20 protein-coding genes are annotated in these 18,425 nt (G+C 27.9%); 15 read left to right on the top strand and 5 right to left on the bottom strand.

Features of this window, described 5'->3' with window-relative positions; all coding sequences use genetic code 11:
* Positions 1–68: 68 nt before the first annotated feature.
* The gene (locus KDK92_RS17925) at positions 69–425 is read left to right on the top strand and encodes a GNAT family N-acetyltransferase (RefSeq protein ID WP_250860762.1); all 357 of its coding nucleotides are present in this window, start codon (positions 69–71) and stop codon (positions 423–425) included.
* A gap of 134 nt (positions 426–559) precedes the next feature.
* Entirely contained in the window at positions 560–772 is a 213-nt protein-coding gene (locus KDK92_RS17920) for a hypothetical protein (RefSeq protein ID WP_250860761.1), read from the top strand.
* Between the two features lie 85 nt (positions 773–857).
* Here KDK92_RS17920 and KDK92_RS17915 read toward each other — a convergent pair whose 3' ends face one another.
* Positions 858–1,424 carry a DUF3267 domain-containing protein gene (locus tag KDK92_RS17915; protein WP_250860760.1) on the bottom strand — a complete coding sequence of 189 codons (567 nt, stop codon included), beginning with the start codon at positions 1,422–1,424 and terminating at the stop codon, positions 858–860.
* A gap of 311 nt (positions 1,425–1,735) precedes the next feature.
* On the opposite strand from KDK92_RS17915, the gene KDK92_RS17910 reads away from it, so the two are divergent.
* The 10 genes from KDK92_RS17910 (at position 1,736) to KDK92_RS17865 (ending at position 8,894) form a co-directional block, all read left to right on the top strand.
* The gene (locus KDK92_RS17910) at positions 1,736–2,308 is read left to right on the top strand and encodes a cache domain-containing protein (protein WP_250860759.1); all 573 of its coding nucleotides are present in this window, start codon (positions 1,736–1,738) and stop codon (positions 2,306–2,308) included.
* A gap of 48 nt (positions 2,309–2,356) precedes the next feature.
* A complete protein-coding gene (locus KDK92_RS17905; RefSeq protein ID WP_250860758.1) occupies positions 2,357–2,887 on the top strand; it encodes a GNAT family N-acetyltransferase in 531 nt (176 codons plus the stop codon).
* 83 nt (positions 2,888–2,970) lie between these two features.
* Positions 2,971–3,366 (top strand): phosphotransferase, encoded by a 396-nt coding sequence (locus KDK92_RS17900; RefSeq protein WP_250860757.1) that lies wholly within the window; start codon positions 2,971–2,973, stop codon positions 3,364–3,366.
* A gap of 26 nt (positions 3,367–3,392) precedes the next feature.
* Positions 3,393–3,785: a phosphotransferase gene (locus KDK92_RS17895; RefSeq protein WP_250860756.1), complete on the top strand. Its 393-nt coding sequence runs from the start codon at positions 3,393–3,395 to the stop codon at positions 3,783–3,785.
* 126 nt (positions 3,786–3,911) lie between these two features.
* Positions 3,912–4,403 carry a GNAT family N-acetyltransferase gene (locus KDK92_RS17890; RefSeq protein WP_250860755.1) on the top strand — a complete coding sequence of 164 codons (492 nt, stop codon included), beginning with the start codon at positions 3,912–3,914 and terminating at the stop codon, positions 4,401–4,403.
* 44 nt (positions 4,404–4,447) lie between these two features.
* Positions 4,448–5,368 carry an SPL family radical SAM protein gene (locus KDK92_RS17885; RefSeq protein ID WP_250860754.1) on the top strand — a complete coding sequence of 307 codons (921 nt, stop codon included), beginning with the start codon at positions 4,448–4,450 and terminating at the stop codon, positions 5,366–5,368.
* On the top strand, positions 5,365–6,081 hold the full coding sequence (locus KDK92_RS17880) for a DUF294 nucleotidyltransferase-like/CBS domain-containing protein (RefSeq protein WP_250860753.1): 717 nt from the start codon (positions 5,365–5,367) through the stop codon (positions 6,079–6,081). The genes KDK92_RS17885 and KDK92_RS17880 overlap by 4 nt, the downstream gene beginning before the upstream one ends.
* A gap of 372 nt (positions 6,082–6,453) precedes the next feature.
* Entirely contained in the window at positions 6,454–7,500 is a 1,047-nt protein-coding gene (locus KDK92_RS17875; RefSeq protein WP_250860752.1) for an ArsR/SmtB family transcription factor, read from the top strand.
* A gap of 78 nt (positions 7,501–7,578) precedes the next feature.
* Positions 7,579–8,343 carry a prolyl oligopeptidase family serine peptidase gene (locus KDK92_RS17870; RefSeq protein ID WP_250860751.1) on the top strand — a complete coding sequence of 255 codons (765 nt, stop codon included), beginning with the start codon at positions 7,579–7,581 and terminating at the stop codon, positions 8,341–8,343.
* A 209-nt stretch (positions 8,344–8,552) separates the two neighbouring features.
* Positions 8,553–8,894: a zinc ribbon domain-containing protein YjdM gene (locus KDK92_RS17865; RefSeq protein ID WP_250860750.1), complete on the top strand. Its 342-nt coding sequence runs from the start codon at positions 8,553–8,555 to the stop codon at positions 8,892–8,894.
* Between the two features lie 116 nt (positions 8,895–9,010).
* On the opposite strand, the gene KDK92_RS17860 is transcribed toward KDK92_RS17865, so the two are convergent.
* From KDK92_RS17860 to KDK92_RS17845, 4 genes are all read right to left on the bottom strand, one after another.
* Positions 9,011–11,146: a methyl-accepting chemotaxis protein gene (locus KDK92_RS17860; RefSeq protein WP_250860749.1), complete on the bottom strand. Its 2,136-nt coding sequence runs from the start codon at positions 11,144–11,146 to the stop codon at positions 9,011–9,013.
* Positions 11,147–11,364: 218 nt separating this feature from the next.
* On the bottom strand, positions 11,365–12,582 hold the full coding sequence (locus KDK92_RS17855; RefSeq protein ID WP_250860748.1) for an alpha/beta hydrolase-fold protein: 1,218 nt from the start codon (positions 12,580–12,582) through the stop codon (positions 11,365–11,367).
* A gap of 110 nt (positions 12,583–12,692) precedes the next feature.
* Positions 12,693–13,265, bottom strand: a complete 573-nt coding sequence (locus KDK92_RS17850; RefSeq protein ID WP_250860747.1) for a GNAT family N-acetyltransferase — start codon at positions 13,263–13,265, stop codon at positions 12,693–12,695.
* 214 nt (positions 13,266–13,479) lie between these two features.
* Positions 13,480–13,755 (bottom strand): CD3324 family protein, encoded by a 276-nt coding sequence (locus KDK92_RS17845; RefSeq protein WP_250860746.1) that lies wholly within the window; start codon positions 13,753–13,755, stop codon positions 13,480–13,482.
* A gap of 379 nt (positions 13,756–14,134) precedes the next feature.
* Between KDK92_RS17845 and KDK92_RS17840 the strand changes: the two genes are divergently transcribed.
* The 3 genes from KDK92_RS17840 to KDK92_RS17830 all read left to right on the top strand — a co-directional run bounded on the left by KDK92_RS17840 (position 14,135) and on the right by KDK92_RS17830 (position 18,307).
* Complete coding sequence (locus KDK92_RS17840; RefSeq protein ID WP_250860745.1) at positions 14,135–15,532, top strand: PAS domain-containing sensor histidine kinase; 1,398 nt, start codon at positions 14,135–14,137, stop codon at positions 15,530–15,532.
* A 112-nt stretch (positions 15,533–15,644) separates the two neighbouring features.
* The gene (locus KDK92_RS17835) at positions 15,645–17,042 is read left to right on the top strand and encodes a sensor histidine kinase (RefSeq protein ID WP_250860744.1); all 1,398 of its coding nucleotides are present in this window, start codon (positions 15,645–15,647) and stop codon (positions 17,040–17,042) included.
* A gap of 212 nt (positions 17,043–17,254) precedes the next feature.
* The gene (locus tag KDK92_RS17830) at positions 17,255–18,307 is read left to right on the top strand and encodes an endonuclease/exonuclease/phosphatase family protein (RefSeq protein ID WP_250860743.1); all 1,053 of its coding nucleotides are present in this window, start codon (positions 17,255–17,257) and stop codon (positions 18,305–18,307) included.
* Positions 18,308–18,425 lie beyond the last annotated feature (118 nt).

Below are 18,425 nucleotides of genomic sequence, written 5' to 3'. Positions count from 1 at the left end.
GTGGTAAATGAAATAGAATAATACAGCCAAATAGTAAACTTTTATTTTTGAGGTGAAATGAATGGTTTTTGGATAAAATTCCTGGAGAAAAAATCACAATAATTGCTAAAGAAAAAAATGAAATTATAGGGGTTACAAGGTTTTGGAAAACACCTTTTTGTAATAATAAATGGTTAATAGAAGGACTCGAAGTAATTCCATCTAAAAGAAGAAGTGGCGTGGGAAAATCCATTGTTGAACATGGGATTTCGCTGCTGCATGATGCAACTGATGAAAATATATTTGTTCATATTTCAAGTAGAAATGTACCATCAATAAATCTTCATGAAAGTATAGGGTTCAAAAAAATAAGTAATGGTTCAATTAATAGTTTTGGTGATTATAAAGAACACATAGATGAATATTTATTAGATTTATATAGATAAAAATAAAGACAAATTTCATAATATGTATGACTGATTAGGAACATGGAATATAAAATTATAGAGAGATAAATAATTACTTTTCAATGTGTTTATAATAATATTGTAATTTATTAAACACTTAAGGAGGCGTAATTATGTTAAGAAATAGTCATATAGATATGTCTAAATTAGATAAAGTTCCTTCAGGACATCCATTTGAATATAATTCAGTTGTTAGTGAAGATTTTCCTGTTAGTGAACATTCAGTTGGTGGAAGAGCATTTAGAGAAGAAGTTGATAATGGTGTGTATGAGAATGTAGTTGTTTATAAAGATAAAGATAGTCATATAGTTTATAAAAAATTATAAAATTAACAATCCAGAATAAGGAAAAAATATTCTTTATTCTGGAATTATTTTTCGGTGATTCAATTGAATTTTAAGAGTCAGCAAATTAAGAAATTTTAATTTTTTTTCTATAAACTTGACACCCACACATAGTAGGATGATCTATTACTAAAGATGTAGATTTTTCTTTAGCGATAGTATATAAAATCATAAAATCACCACAAGCAACACAAATAAGCAGTATAGAAGCAGTTGCTAAAACATTATTTTTAAAAATTAAAGCAAAAATAAAAGGAATAACTCCTGTAAAAATTGCTGGAGCAATTGTTCCTAGACGATATTGATTAATAGGAAGTACCTCTTTACAATGTGCATAAGGAGAAAAAGTTTTAATATTAAAACCAAAATTAATACTTTTCCATTTACGCTCACAAAATAATTGCCATACAAATCCATGTAAAAATTCATGAAGGACTAATCCAGCCACCACTAGTATTCCAATCATAATGAAATTGAAAGGTGATGTTTTCTCATATCCGCATACTTCATTGTAAACTATGGATAAAGTTATATAAATTGGTAGTATAATAAAAATACTGATAACATTTGCTTTAGCCATTGAAAAAGTTTTATCAACTACTTTAAAACTATTATCTAATTCCTTCTTTTTCATAGAATCCCACACTTTCTAAAATACTTTTAATTTATAATTATAGCTTGACATGCCCAGAGTATAACTTATTTACTAAATTATAACATAACTTTGAACGATGTGTGTATATTTGGGCAAGTTTAGGTTCTTTTCATTTAATATAGCATCAATTAAAAAAGGTTACTTTATATAGAAAGTGTTGTTACTTATATGGAATTATTGTAAATAAATACAGTAGGTGATATGATTTTATTGTAGTAAAATGTATATAATTGGTATAATTAAAAGTACTATATATTTATGAAGAGAACAGATAAGATGGAGGAATGTGGATGAAATTTAAGAAACAAATAGTTGTAGCTATATTTATCAGTTTAGTACTAACGAGCTGTAACTTTAAACTTAAAGCTGGAATTATAAAGGACGAAAGTAAAAATGAAAGTGTAGAAGAAGTTATTAAGAAAGTAGATGAGAACATTAAAAAAGCTGATGAGATTATTGAGCAAGAAAAGCTTTCAGAAGAAGAGAAAAATGAATTAGCAGTTAAGGTTAAAAATGAAGTTGAAGATCTAGTAGCTTTACTTTCAGAAACTACGGATGAAATAGAGATTAAAGAGTTACTTAAACAAGAATTTGATAATAGTAATGAGGATATTGAAAATATTTATTTTGCTACTGAAAAAGGGATGTTCTATCTTTATCCAGAACAGAAATTACCAGAAGGATTTAATCCTACAAATAGATCATGGTACACACAAGCAAAAGAAAAAAGTGAATTTACTAGTTCATTTACAAATTCAGCAACAGGAGGGGAAGTATTGACACTGTCATTGAGTGTTAAGAGCGAAGAGAATTTTATTGGGGTACTAGGCGTTGATATTAATCTAGAAAATAATGTTCAATAGTCTTATTAATAAAATACTTAGGGTGGAGAAAATGAGGAGTGGACAAGCATGTTATTTGAAACAGATAGAATTAAATTAAGAAAGATGAAGAGAGAAGATATTGAAGTTTACAATAGATGGAGCAATGACGAAGGGGTTGTAAGAAATACATATCCTAATTTAGATAGATATTCTATGGAGGATACTGAGAAATTCTATAATAAAGTAAATAATTCTAGTAGCTCAAAAACTTATATTATTGAAGATGTGAAGAAACAGAAGTCCATAGGCATTACAACACTACTTAATATTGATTTTTATAATAGAAATGCTGAATTCATAATCGATATTGGGGAGAAGGAATACTGGGGAAAAGGGTATGGTAAGGAGGCAATGGTATTAATGCTTCAACTAGCATTCTTGGAACTTAACCTTAACAGAGTATATTTAAGAGTATTTTCATTCAATGAGAGAGCGATAAAGTTATACGAGAAAATTGGATTTTTATATGAAGGAAGATTAAGAGAAGCAATATTTAGAGATGGGAAATGGCATGATATTGTTAATATGGGGATGTTGCAGAGAGAGTATTTAGGATAAAGTGCTGTGAATCGTACTATATATAATTAAAATTTATTTTAGATAAATCTTGGTATTTGTCTATAGAGGGGAGAATGTTTATAATGAATGATTTTGATAGTATTCCGTTAGAATTACAAGAAATTATTTATCACTTTAAAATAGTAGAAGTCATAGAAGGAAGAATCGGAGATAAGATTATCAAATTATCAAACCCTAAAAATGAATTTTTTTACTTAAAAATAAGTGATACAAAAATTACGCAAAACGAAATGTTCAATGAATTTGAAGTGCTCAACTGGTTGTCTTCCCATAAATTGAATGTACCAAAGGTAATATTCTTTAAAAAAGAAATGGATAAATCCTATATGCTTCTTTCCAATGTCCAAGGTATTAGTGCTCATCAAATTACTGATCAATTAAGTAAAGAAGAAATCATAAAAGTAAGTGCTGAGGCTCTTCGGAAAATACATAAAATAGATGTTTGCTCTATCCATTAGGTTATAGGAATTGCTTAGATAATGAATTGAAAAGAATTTGTGAAGATGTAAAGAATAATATGATAGATGTTGAAGCCTTTAAAAAAGCAAACGATGATAAAACACCTGAGGTTGTTCTAAAGTATCTTTTAGATAAAAGAAGTATATTTAATGCGGATGTTTTTACACACGGTGATTACTGTCTACCTAATATCTTAATAGTAGATCAGAATAACTATGGTTTTGTTGACTGGTCACAGGGCGGTATTGGAGATATCTATAGAGATCTGTCTCCTTTTGTGAAAAGCATTACTAGGAATTTTGGTGAAATGTACTCAACTATTTTTTTAAAACATTATGGAATAGATAAAGATGAAGTTAACATTGAAAAAATAGTTTATTATGATTTGATTGATCAATTTACGTACTTTAAAAAATAGAAAAGTACTAACGAAATATTAGTGATTGTTATTTGAAATCATAACATTTAAAAAAACGCAATTTAATTAGGCGCTGTGGACTAATGTATCGCTAAATTTATTCTAGGGAAAAAAGGAGAAGATTAAATGACTGAAAATTCACTTAATATAAATTTAAGAAATAGAAAATTGGAACATATCAAAAGATTTTGGGAGGTGTCAAAAGATCCTGAGTTACAAAAGTTATTTCCTTTTCAAGATAATACTTTAGAGGAAGCTATAGAAATGTATGAAAAATCCTTACTACCTGATGCTACGAGTTACGGAAAAACAATATATGTTAACGATTGTTATATAGGGGATGTATGGTGTTATTGTATGGATGAAAGGGTTGAAAAAAGTTGCTTTCTAAGTATAGTGATTTTTGATAAGGATTATTGGAATAAAGGAATAGGTGCGAAAATATTAAATGAATTCAATCAAATAATTGCTCATAAATATTCAATTAATAAAATCTGTGCATTTACGTATAAGTTCAATATAGCTTCTAGAAGGACTTTAGAAAAAGTAGGATTTAAGTGCATGGAAGAATTTGAGGAAAATGATATAACCTCATTATACTATGAACTTAAACTATAATTATAAGTTAACTTTGATATTAGTTTGATGAGAGGAATATTGAAATGGATAAGATAACATATAAAGAGGAAATGTGCAAAGGGGCCTTAACTAAATTAAAAAGAAAGATACCTTATGGGTGGGATTTGAATATTTATAGAGGATGTCAGCATGGATGTAAGTACTGTTATGCTATATATTCTCATAAGTACTTAGGTTCAATAGATTTTTTTAGAGATATTCATATAAAAACTAATATAGTAGATGAGCTTGAAAAGGAACTTAGGAAGAATACTTGGAAAAAAGAAATTATAAATATTGGTGGAGTAACAGATAGTTATCAACCAGCAGAGGCTAAATATAAGATTATGCCGGAAGTACTAAAGCTTCTTATTAAGTATAAAACACCTGCTATTATTTCTACTAAATCCAAGCTTATATTGAGGGACTATGATTTGATAGATGAGTTGTCAAGAATCACTTATGTTAATGTTGCAGAAACAATAATTACTATGGATGAAAATATTAGGAAAAGAATAGAACCATTTGGTGCAACAAGCTTAGAGAGATTCCAAGTATTAAATGAATTTAGAAATACTAATGCCAGTACAGGGCTACATGTGATGCCGATAATTCCATATATTACAGATAATTATGAGAACTTTGATAAGCTCTTTAAGTTTGCAAGTGAAAGTGATGTGGATTATGTATTGCCAGGAACACTATATTTAAGAGGACATACTAAAATAGCATTCTTAAATTTTATTGAAAAGGAATTTCTACATTTATATGAGCCATTGAAAGTTTTATATAAAACAGGTGGAGCAGGTAAGGCGTATAAAGATAAATTATATTTAATGGTAAATGAATTAAGAGATAAATATAATCTTTCAAGTAGTTATACAAAACCAATAAAAGAGAAACTAAATCAATCAGAAAATGTTCAGTTATCATTCTTTGATAAAGATGAGGAGAGGTTTAAATGAACAGAGTAGATGAGTTCGTTCAAATATATAATGATTTAGATAAAGAAATAAAAAAGGTACTAAAATTAGATAAGTATATATCTCATATGAAAGCTTTAGATATAGTTGCTAAGAAAAGTGATATAATAGCTAGGAATTTAGATGTTTTAAAACAATATGCTAGATTAAGAAATTGTATAGTACATGATACTGTTTCTGGAATAGAAGAACCAATAGCAATTCCATTACAGGAGGTTGTTGAGAGATATAAAAGTATTCTAAAAAGGTTTAAAAATCCTTTAACTGTATATGATATATGCACTCATAGATCAAAAGTGTTAGTAGCATCCCAGAATAGTCTAGTAATAGATGTTATGCAAGCTATGGAAAGCTTACTTATATCTAGAGTTCCTATTATAGAAAAGGAAAATGTTGTTGGATTATTCAATGGAAATGTACTGATTTATTATTTAGCCAGCACAAAAAAATGTTTAATATCAAATAATACTGTTATGAATGAGTTAAAAGAATTTACGAACTTAGATTGCCATAGAAAAGAACAATTCGATTTTGTAGATAAAACGTTGAATGTATATGATGCAGAAAAATATTTTAAAAAAACAAATAAAAATAATCATAAGCTAGTAGCATTATTCATAACTTCAGATGGGACTAGAAAAGGTAAACTTCTGGGAGTATTAACAGAATGGGATGTGTTTAATAAAATAGATTGATTATATAAACTGAAACCTTAGGTATATGAAAATAAATAAAAGGTCAAACCTACTTCATATCAAACAATTGCTTTCTAAACAGGATTTTAAAAATCCTGTTTTTTTCTTTATAAAATTTTTAGAGTTTTCCAAAGAAATTATCACAAATAATTTTGTTTATATCAATTGAAAATATAGCAATTTTAGAATTTAATCTAGTATTTGACAATTAGATATAAGGAAGCTACAATAGTGTTAGATGAAATTTTGAAATGATATTTAAAGTTCATCTAAATAAAAATGATAAAATATTTAAAGAAGATTTGCTAAATAATATGAGGATATAAAAAATAGTTTGGTGGATTTTTGATTACCATATGGAGGGTGAAAAAGATGGAAATAATTTTTAACCCAAGAGCAGGGGAAATTTATAGTTTATTTACAAGTCTTTACTATAGTTGGAACGTAAACATACATGAGAGTGAATTAGAAAAGTTGGGTATAACCCTAAAACAAGAGCTTAAAGAAGAATATTGCTATATAAAAGAAATACACAGTACAAAAAAAGAACAAATGGATTTCTTTTTTAATAATGAATCAAAGATTTTCAAGTCTTTTATTGATATTGAGAAAATATGGGAAAGCAAATCAGTTGATGAATATGTTAGTTATATTGAAAATATGAGTGATTATTCATTAAGATTAATGTTAGTAAAAACATTAATAGATAATAAATTGAAAAATGATAATGAGCATATAGAAAAGATTGCAAAGAATAAAGAAGGGGTTTTAGACTTTACCAAAGGACTTGATATTAGTAAGGATTTAAAATGGGATTTATACTGCTTTATAGATAATATTGAAAAATATAAATATGAATTTATAAGTTTAATTAAAGATTATATATCTATATTTAACAAGATATTTCATAAGAAAAGTAAGATAATTAATGAAGTTAATAATAATATAATGAAAAATATTAATTCTAATGGGATTGAGTTTATTAAAGCGTATACAAATAATTTTATTAGTTTAAATGACTATAAAAAAATATATATAACTAACTCTTACTTCGATAGTTATTCAATTTACTTTACATTGACTAACAAGATGGAACATTGCTACCTAGTAGTAGGACTTTATCAACAAGAAATAATTAATCAAAATGATTACACAGAAAAACATCTAAAAGTTTTTAAAAACCTCTCTGATAAAACGAGGTTTGGTATTATGAAATATATATTAGACAATAAGAGATATGGACAAGAGATAGCTAACAAATTTAATATTTCAAATGCTAGTGTTTCGTATCACATGAACAATCTGCTTTCTTTAAATTTGGTTGAAATAACTAAACAAGATAATAAAGTTTTCTATAAGCTAAACAAGGGAAAAATATTAGAAACTATTAAGTTTTTAGGGGATGAATTATGTTTATAATACTTAAACATATGTAGTACTATGTTTAAAAAATTTGAATTAAATAAATATAAATTAAATTTTTTAGGGGGAATATTTATGGTATGGTCAATTTTTCAGTATGAAAATAGTTTTATTACAACTACAAGAGAAGAAATTAATGGAGTCCCAAGTTTAAAGTTTAAACCTAAGAATCATAAAGGTTTATTACCAACAGTAATCTATTATCATGGATGGCATTCCAGCAAAGAGTTTAAAAGGTTTCAGGCGATGGTAATTGCTAGTTTTGGATATCAAGTAATTGTACCTGATGCGTTATATCACGGAGAAAGAAATGCTATAGAGCATGACGAACCACAAAGTTTACAAAAATATTCATGGGAAATAATACTTCAAAGTGTTAAGGAATCTCAAAAATTTATAGAGGAGATTGTTAAGGAGCATGAAGCTGATCCCGCAAGGATTGGAGTTATGGGTAGTTCAATGGGAGCTAATACTGCTGGAGGAGTTTTTGTTGAAAATCCTCATGTGAAATGTCTTGTTGGAATTAATGGAACTTTTGCATGGCAAGAAGCCATTAAAAGAAATCATTTACCAACTAGCCTAAATAATAAAGAATTCATAGAATACTACGATCCTATGACTAACGCAGATAAAATAAAGGAGAGAGCTATTTTAATATTACATGGTACCGAGGATACTTCAGTACCTATTGAAACTCAAATGTTATTTTTTAATAAAATGAAGCAACTATATAATAAATATCCAGAGAAATTAAAATTTTTAGAGTATTTTAAGGTGAATCACAAAGTAACTACTGGAATGCTGGAAAGTGCAATAACATGGTTTAAAGAACAACTATAATATTCATTGCTAAATATTAAAAAAATATGGAACATATACTTGGAACAGGAACCACAATGAAAGCTCGGCGGAAGGGTTGTCAATATAACAAGACTATGATAGTATATAAGCCTGTAAGGAACTCCTTACACATTTTTTTTGTTATTTAGGAAATTGAAAAATATTTTCATATATTAGAATTAACAATAACGAATGGAGGAAATGAAATTATGGTTGATTTACCAAATTGCCCAAAATGTAATTCAGAATATACTTACGAAGATGGAAGTCTTTTGGTTTGCCCAGAATGTGCTCATGAGTGGACTTTAGGATCAGAAAACGAAAATAGTGAAGATAAAAAGATTTTTAAAGATGCAAATGGAAATGTTTTAAACGATGGTGATTCTGTAACAGTAATCAAAGACCTTAAAGTAAAAGGATGTTCATCAGCCTTAAAAAAAGGTACAAAAGTGAAAAATATACGTTTAGTTGATGGTGATCACGATATAGATTGTAAAATTGATGGTTTTGGAGCTATGAAATTAAAAACTGAATTTGTTAAAAAGTTATAAATGTAGGTTTTAATGCAACCGAAACAGTTTCTATTATCAACAAAAGAAATTCATGAAATGATAAAAACTCCTAAGAATTTTAATTCTTAGGAGTTTTTAACTATTAAAAAATAAAATTAGATTTTAAATTTCTCAACTATTTCTCCAAGTTTATTTGCAATAGTTTTAAGTTCTTGAGATTTTTTATATACTATTTCTGTGGAAGCTAATTCTTCTTCTATAGATGAAGCAATTTCTATTGATGAAGAAGCTGACTCTTGTGATATAGCAGATATTTCTTCCATTGAGTTTAATACAACATTTTTATTTTCATCTATATTTTTAATATTAACAGTAAGATTATCAATCTCAAGTAGTATGTCTTTAACTGCTTTTTCAATAAATTCAAAAGCTTTCTGAGAGTCATTCATAGCTTCAGTAGATTCTTTTAATGCTTTACCTGAATCATATGTATTTGCTTTAGTATTTTCTATCTCATTTTGCATTTCACTTATGATCATTTCTATTTCTTTCGTGGAATTAGTTGTTTGCTCAGAGAGATTTTTTATTTCATTTGCTACTACTGCGAAGCCTTTCCCAGATTCACCTGCTCTTGCTGCTTCTATAGATGCATTTAAAGCAAGCATATTAGTGGAATTTGCAATATCATTTATAGTATTTGTTATTTCTCCTATGGAATTAGATCTTTCTGTTAATATATTTACATTAGTTAATAATTTATCTCCCAATGCATTTGTTATATTAAATTTAGTAATTAACTTATCCATAGATTTGATGACTTCTTGATTTATTTCATCAGTTTTATTAGAATAATCTTTTACCAAATCTGAGACACTTTTGGCTTCATTTATATTATTTGCAAGTGCAATTAACTTTTCTGTACTATTTTGAGAACCGTTTGCCTGTTCTTGAGCGCCTATAGAGAGTTCGTCTATTGTTTCTGATATTGTATTTATAGATTCTGCCATTTCTTTGGTTGTTATAGAAAACTCTTCTGAATATGTAGAGATCTCTTGTGAATTTTCTCTTGCAGCTTCTACTACCGTTCTTAATGTTTTTCTTAAATTAAGAACAGCTCTTCCCATGATTCCAGTCTCATCTTTATATTCTAAAAGTTTGTTATAGTTTTTATTATATGTGATATCGAGCTCAGCAGTTTTGTTTAGTATATCAGTTACTTCGCGAATAGGATTGGATATTGATTTTGATAACAGATATGCTAAAATACAAATTATAATTATACCTATTGTTGTTAAAATAATTAAAAATCTACTGAGTGACCATACATCACCTATTACTTCATTATTAGGTACACTTTCAGCTAATATCCATCCATTTACTAAGTGCATGTAGTTTAAATCTTGTTTAACAGAGTTTTTATCTGTAATTTTTACTATATCTAAGTTTTGTGATTTTATGCTATCTGCTAAAGGTTTAAAAGTTCCATCTTGTACTTCTTCTAGATTTTCTTTATTTTCAAAAGTTGGATGTACTAGATAATCTAAATTACTATTTAATAAAAATGGATAACCTGTTTCAAAGATTTTTGTATCCAATAACTCTTTCTCAATCTGATCAAATTCAAAATCTATGCCTACGACACCAATTAATACACCATTCTTAAATACAGGTTTTGTTACTGTGATTAAAGTATTAGCAGATTCTTCAAAATAAAATGGATCTCCCCAGACTATTCGTTTTTCATCTATTGCCTTAAAATACCAAGTCATATCTGGGCGACTTTTGTCTTTGAAATTGGCTAATTCTATGGGTGGTATGGTATAAATTTCATTGTCTTTGTTTTTTATATACCATACTTCATTGGTTGCAGGTGTTTCTAATAAACCGGAACTATTAGCAGTATCCATCATATCTGGATTAAAGAATATAAAAACTTCTGTTATGTTCTGTGGTGATTTTGCTAATATGGTTTTAAAAGATTTGGATAAATCATCTTTATACTTGTTGAAATAGTATGGATCAGTTTGTAATTTAGTAGAATCTATCGTTGATTCTACTATAGATTCAAGATTTGTTACTGTTGTTTCTGCATTACTAAATTGTCTGTTATATTCACTTGATAATGAATTAATCAATCCATTCAATGTAAGTGATGTGCGGTTTTCTGAGGAATCATAAGTAATTTTCAAACTAAAACCTACAATTATTAATGACAATATTAATGTAGGTAATAATATTGATATGGCAATTTTCACACCAATATTTTTCTGGCTAAACATAGTTTTTTTCATAATAGAATCTTCCTTCCAGTACTTTATCATAGGTTTAATTTACCAATATAATTATTTCTACAAATTTATGTAATTTACCTTCTTTTTAGTCATTTTTTTTTGTAAAGGGATAATAATCTAGATTATCTAATTACAATACAATAGATAAGAAAAAATCGGTATTTGATCTTCTAGATTTAGAATATCAAATACCGATTTGTATTTATGCAATTAAGGCGCTATTTAATTCCAATCAATGAAATTAAACCATTAGCTAAATTTTCTCCCCAGCATAAGTAATCATGTCCACCTTTAAATTCTTCATATTCAACTTCATACCCCTTTAATCGCAACACATCTCTTAATATTTTATTCACACCGATCATATCCTCTTTTTCTTCAAGTACCCCTACGCTTAAGTAAAATTTAAGTGGTAACTTTTCTGTCTTTTTAAATTCACCACTAATCCAACAAGCACTTTTAGGTTCTTCGCATTCATGGGGTTTATACCAATACGATCCTGATTGAGAAAGTACATTACCGAAAGTTTCTGAATGTTTTAATCCTACATACGAAGCGGTAAGGCCACCTAAACTAAGTCCACCAATTACTCCATCTTTAGCTTCAGATGATATATTATAATTTCCTCTAAACCAAGGCAAAAGTCCACCAACAATAATATCTGTAAAAGCGTCATTACAGCTTAAGTCTTCATCTCTTGAATCAGTGCAATCAACAAATAGCACAACAATAGGTGGGATTTTTTTATCTGCTATTAAGTTATCTAACACTGATTTTGCAGAAAGAACATTAATATATACCCAACCATCTGTTAAAACTAAAAACTTATATGGTTTGTTTGATTCAGCATAACCATGTGGAGTGTAAATACTTAACTCCAGTTCTTCCTCTAATTTTTCACTTTTATAATTGTATTTATTTATATCACCTTTAGGAATATTAGCAATTTCCTTCACCCAAACGTGTTCTTCTGCATTTGGCATTACAACATATGATAATATCTCGTTTTCATCTTCCTCATCATCTTCAATTAATAAAAAGGTCTTATTAAGCTTATCATGTATTATTTGCTCAAATCTTTTATCCCAATTATCATCAAGTGGATCATTTATGGAAAAACTGTATTGTAAACGTATATCATTTCTAATCTTGCAGCTTATATACCATAAATTTGTATCTAACAATCTTTCCATTCTATAATTTAAGAATTTGCAATCTTCCATTTCAGGTATTAATAAAACATTTTCTACTTTTTCATCCTCTTTGTAAATAAAGGTTACTAGATTGTGTTCTGAATCTTTAGGTATGTCTTCTATTATTGGAGATCCTTTCTCTTGGATATTTGTCCAAAAATTCTCTAAAGCATCTGTATTTCCTAATTTTAATTTATCCTCTAATTCTATAATTTTTAAACTTTTTATTAGTGACTTTTCCATAAAAATCCTCCTCAATAATTTAATATTTTCTTCAATAGTTTCTTTACAACACCAATTTTTTTTGCAAGGATTTCTTTAAAAATTCATCTTATAAAAGGTAAATACTTAAATTATAAGTGTGATTCTCTAAACTCATCTTCTAAAATACTCATTACTATAGCATCGTAATAATTATGGTTAAAATAAAGGTAATCTCTTAACACACCTTCTCTTTTAAATCCTATCTTCTCATAAACGTGAATTCCTCTTTCATTGAAATCATAAACTGTAAGATCTATTCTGTGTAAATTGAACATTCCAAATCCATAATCTAAAGCTAAAATCATTGCCTCAGTTCCATAACCTTTCCCAAAATTTTCACCTTCAAATATAGCTATCCTTATATTTGAATTTCTTGAATTTCTATTAATATCATTTAAAACAACTTCACCAACTATACTATTGTCTTCTTTTGAAATTATTAGAAAGTCAATTCTACTGCTGTCTGACATTATTGAATTAATATACTTTTCAGATTGTGATTTTGTGAATACGCCTACAGTACCTGTAAATATTCTAGATTCTAAATCCATATTTACTCCTGAGTCAGCATAAATTTCAATATCACTTATATCTAATCGTCTTAAATATATTTTATCCCCATCTAAGAACTTTTCAATTTTTATACTTTTATGTTTTTCCATAAAACTCTCCCTATAAATTATTGATTTATATAGATATGTAATCTTATTTTAAATTCGAGTTTGCATATCTATACTATTTAAAAAAATGATAACATTGATGTTGTTAACATCTCAAGGACATAGATGGTTCTGTAATAAAGTTGCCTACGCTTATAGATAAGAAAAAATCGGTATTTGATCTTCTAGATTTAGAATATCAAATACCGATTTATATTTATGCAATTGCTTTTTCTTGTCTAATTATTCTTCTAATACTATGCTCAGTAAGATAGTACTGCTTGTTAAGTTCTTTAATAGATATTCCTTCATTGTATCTATTAAAAATCTCTCTATTTCTTGCCTTTAAACTATCTTTGGCACCACTATTTTCTCCCCAAGCTTTCTTATTTTCACCTTTTGTAGGTATATATAAGTAACCACCATCAGTGTATTGTTGAATTAATTCAATCACATCTTGTGGTAATATATTTTGTGCTTTTTCATATTTCATAATCATTGCTCCTATCTACTTTATAATCTGTAAATAATGAAGCAAAGACTACATAAAACATTTTATATTAAATTAATCTAATAAATTCGGCCCTGGACAAAACCAGTTATATCTGTCTAATGCAGTCTTTGCTCAGAGCCTTGTTCAGTAGCTGACTGTATCAAGTCTAACCACCCCCCATTGAATTGATATTAACTATTTGAGAAAAGTTATCTTAAAATATAACTTTTTATCTATATAATATTAATTATATATTATCCATCATTACACTGCAAATACATCATTTATATATATATTTACTTGTAATTACTAAATAGTATTTAATATGGTAAAATGGATATATTCCACCATATTCTAAACTCTTCAGGAGGGCTTTTTAATGAAATTACATAAGATAGGCCAAATACAGTTTATTGTATCTAGCTTGATTAATTGTTTGGTTATATTAGTAGGGTTAATATTTTACCTTTATAAGATTAATCTAAATAATACTATTGTTATTGTTATAGTTATCTCATTATTATTTTCAAATATATTAGCACTATTAACAATTGTAAAATCAAAAAGTAAGATTAATAAAACAATGGACAGGCTTGAAATGCTTGAAGCAATTATCGAGGCAGCGCCTAATGCAGTTTTTGTACATAAGAAACTTAATTATATATATTCAGATAGTAAAGCCGCAGAACTTTTGGGTTTAAAAAATCCATCTGAAATAGTTGGAAAACCTGTAGATGATTTTGTGAAATTAAATACAGAAATTATAGGTGAAGACAGAATGGAAGCAGCAAGAGAACAAAGAGAGTTTGAGCCTTTAGTAGAAGAAATGATTATTATGAAAAATGGGGAAGTAGTCCAATTAGAGATGTTTTCAACACCAATAAAAATAAAAGATAGTGTAATGGTTCTAGTTATATGTAAAAACATTACCGAGAAAAAGCGTATATTGGAGTTGGAGAAAAAAATTGATGAAGAAGAAAAAAAATTAAGAGAAAAAATTGAATATGATAAGCTTAAAGATGAATTCTTTTCTAATTTATCTCATGAGTTAAGAACCCCTTTAACAATAATTTTGGGAACAATACAGCTTCTAGAAAACTCATCTGAATCACAAGTACATAGACAAGCTAACAGGTACAAAATATTAAAACAAAATGGTTATAGATTATTGAGATTAGTAAATAATTTATTAGATATTACTAAAATAGATGCAGGATATTTTGATTTGAATATGGATGAATATAATATAGTATCTGTAGTTGAAGATATCACATCATCAGTGGTAGAGTATATAGAAAATAAGGGTTTATACATAGAATTTGATACTGAGGTTGAGGAGAAAATAGTTAGTTGCCATTTAGACAGTATAGACAGAATTATACTTAATTTATTATCAAATGCTGTGAAATTTACACCTAAAGGTGGAAGTATATTTGTTTATATCTTTGATGAAGTTGATAATGTGAAAATTGTAATAAAGGATACTGGGATAGGTATAAAAGAAGAAAATATTGACTTGATTTTTGATAGATTTAGACAGGTAGATAAATCATTTTCAAGAACTCATGAGGGCAGTGGGATTGGGTTATCTATAGTTAAATCTTTAGTAGAGATGCAAGGAGGAACAATATCTTTAAGTAGTGAATACGGTAAGGGAAGTGAATTTATCATAGAGCTTCCTGTGGAAGATGTATCTACCGGTGGAAGTTTAAATACAATAATGGAAAAAGAGGATTATATAAAAGAAAAAATTAATATCGAATTTTCGGATATATAGCATTTCATGAGTTAGTAAAAGAAAATTCACTTATAAGTACTAAAGAGTCTGAAATGTGGTAAACTGTATATGGGTTTCACCATATTTAAACTCTTTAGGAGGGCTTTTTTTAATGAAATTACATAAGATAGGCCAAAGGCAGCTTATTGTATTTAACATAATTAATTGTTTGGCTATATTAGTAGGATTGATTTTATACCTATGTAGAATTAATCTAAATGATACTGTTGTTATAGGGATAGTTATTTTATTATTAGTTTCAAATATATTATCGCTATTAACAATTGTAAAAGAAAGAAGTTATATTAAGGAAATAGAGGACAAGCTTGAGATGCTCGAAGCAATTATTGAGGCTGCGCCTAATGCAGTTTTCGTACATAAGAAACTTAATTTTATATATGCAGATAGCAAAGCAGTAGAACTTTTTGGTTTTAAAAATCCATCTGAGATAGTTGGAAAACCTGTAGATGATTTTGTGAAATTAAATACAGAAGTTATAGGTAAAGAGAGAATGGAAGCAGCAAGAGAACAAAGAGAATTTGAACCTTTAGTAGAAGAAATGTTTTTCAAGGAAAACGGGGAAGAGGTTAGACTAGAGCTGTTCTGTACACCAATAAAAATAAAAGATAGTGTATCAGTGCTAGTTTTATGTAAAAATATTACTGAGAAAAAGCGTATATTGGAGTTGGAGAAAAAAATTGATGAAGAAGAAAAAAAATTAATAGAAAAAATTGAACATGATAAGCTTAAAGATGAATTTTTTTCTAATTTATCTCATGAATTAAGAACTCCATTAACAATAATTTTAGGTACAATACAGCTTCTTGAAAACTCATCTGAATCACATGTGCAGAATCAAGCTAATAGATACAAAACATTAAAACAAAATGGTTATAGATTATTGAGATTAGTAAATAATTTATTAGATATTACTAAAATAGATGCAGGATATTTTGATATACACATGGAAAAACATAATATTGTATCTGTAGTTGAAGATATTACATCATCAGTTGTAGATTATGTGGAGAATAAGGGATTAAACATAGAATTTGACACTGAGGTTGAGGAAAAAATAGTAAGTTGCAATTTAGATAGTATGGATAGAATTATACTTAATTTGTTATCAAATGCTGTAAAATTCACACCTAAAGGTGGAGGTATATTTGTTCATATTTTTGATGAAGTTGATAATGTGAAGATTGTAATAAAGGATACAGGGATAGGTATAAAAGAAGAGAATATTGACTTGATTTTTGATAGATTTAGACAGGTAGATAAATCATTTACAAGAACTCATGAGGGCAGTGGGATAGGGTTATCTATAGTTAAATCTTTAGTAGAGATGCAAGGGGCAACAATATCTCTAAGTAGTGAATACGGAAAGGGAAGTGAATTTATCATAAGGTTTCCTGTTGCGAATATATCTACAAGTGAAAGTTTAAATACAATAATGGAAAAAGAGGATTATATAAAAGAAAAAATTAACATTGAGTTTTCGGATATATAGAGAATTGATAAAATCAAAATATAATATATTAAAGTCACCAGTAGGTGGCTTTTGTTTGTTAAAATTTTAATTAATTACATTTTTGTTAAAATATTGATATAATAAAACAAATGGATAATGATAACAACCAAACAAATGATGTAAAGTGATATAAAGATGTGGTTCATGGAATAATACTTTATTTTTAAAATTTTATTTTTAGGGGTGGTATAGTGAAGAAAATTAAATACTTGTTAATAGTAGTATTAGCAATTGCCATTTTAGTGGCGGGATATTTTCTATTCATGACAGTGACTGATTATAAGCCAGACTCAAAGATTACTTTAGAAGTTAATCAGAAATCTAATCAGGATATAGACTCAAATGAATTTAAAGCTACAATATTCAATATTGGTTATTGCGGTCTTGATAAAGAAGTAGATTTTTTTATGGATGGAGGAACCGGTTCAAGGGCAAGTAGTAAGGAAAAGGTTCTTTCCAATATTGCATCAATAACTTCACTTTTACAAGAGACTGAAAATGATTTTATTTTACTACAAGAGGTGGATTTAGATTCTACCAGAACGTATCATATAAATGAACAGGAAAAGTTCAGTGAGAGTTTTTCTGATTATAGTGATACATATGCAGTTAATTATGATGTACCATGGGTTCCAGTACCTATAACTAAACCAATGGGGAACGTGAATAGTGGACTAGTTACCTTGTCTAAATATAAGATTGATTCTTCTATACGGTACCAATTTCCTGGTGAGGAGAAGTGGCCGAGGCAGCTTGCTCTTTTAGATCGTTGCTTTATTGAGACGCGTCATAAAGTAAGTGATAATAAGGAGTTAGTAATTATTAATACTCATATGTCTGCTTATGATAAAGGTGGATTTATACGTGAGCAACAGATGAATTTTTTAGTGGATTATCTTAAGAATGAATATGAAAAAGGAAATTATGTTGTAGTAGGTGGGGATTGGAATCAGGAACTTCCAGGAACAGATGCAGATAAGATGAACCCAGGTGAAGAACGTCCAGGTTGGGTTAAGAAAATTGATGTGGAATTCCAAAACTACGTATGGGCTGTAGATGTAAAAACTCCAACTACACGTGATGATGATAAACCTTATGTTAAGGGTGAGAATTATATTGCTATCATAGATGGATTTTTGGTATCAGATAATATTGAAGTTATAGAAGTTAAAACTAGTGACCTTGGATTTGATAATTCAGACCATAATCCTGTGACACTTAGATTCTCATTGAAAAAAGACTAATTTATTTTTTGAATGTGTGAACGACATAAAATAGAGTAAAAACAATATTTTGTGACTTTGTGAACAGACTCAAGTTATCCTAAAGGGTGACTTGAGTCTGTAATTATATTACATTGTC

Origin of the sequence: Oceanirhabdus seepicola, from assembly GCF_023684385.1 — a bacterium.
Lineage (GTDB): Bacteria > Bacillota > Clostridia > Clostridiales > Clostridiaceae > Oceanirhabdus > Oceanirhabdus seepicola.
Note: the sequence above shows the minus strand (reverse complement) of the source record. Positions and strands in the feature narration are given on the sequence as shown.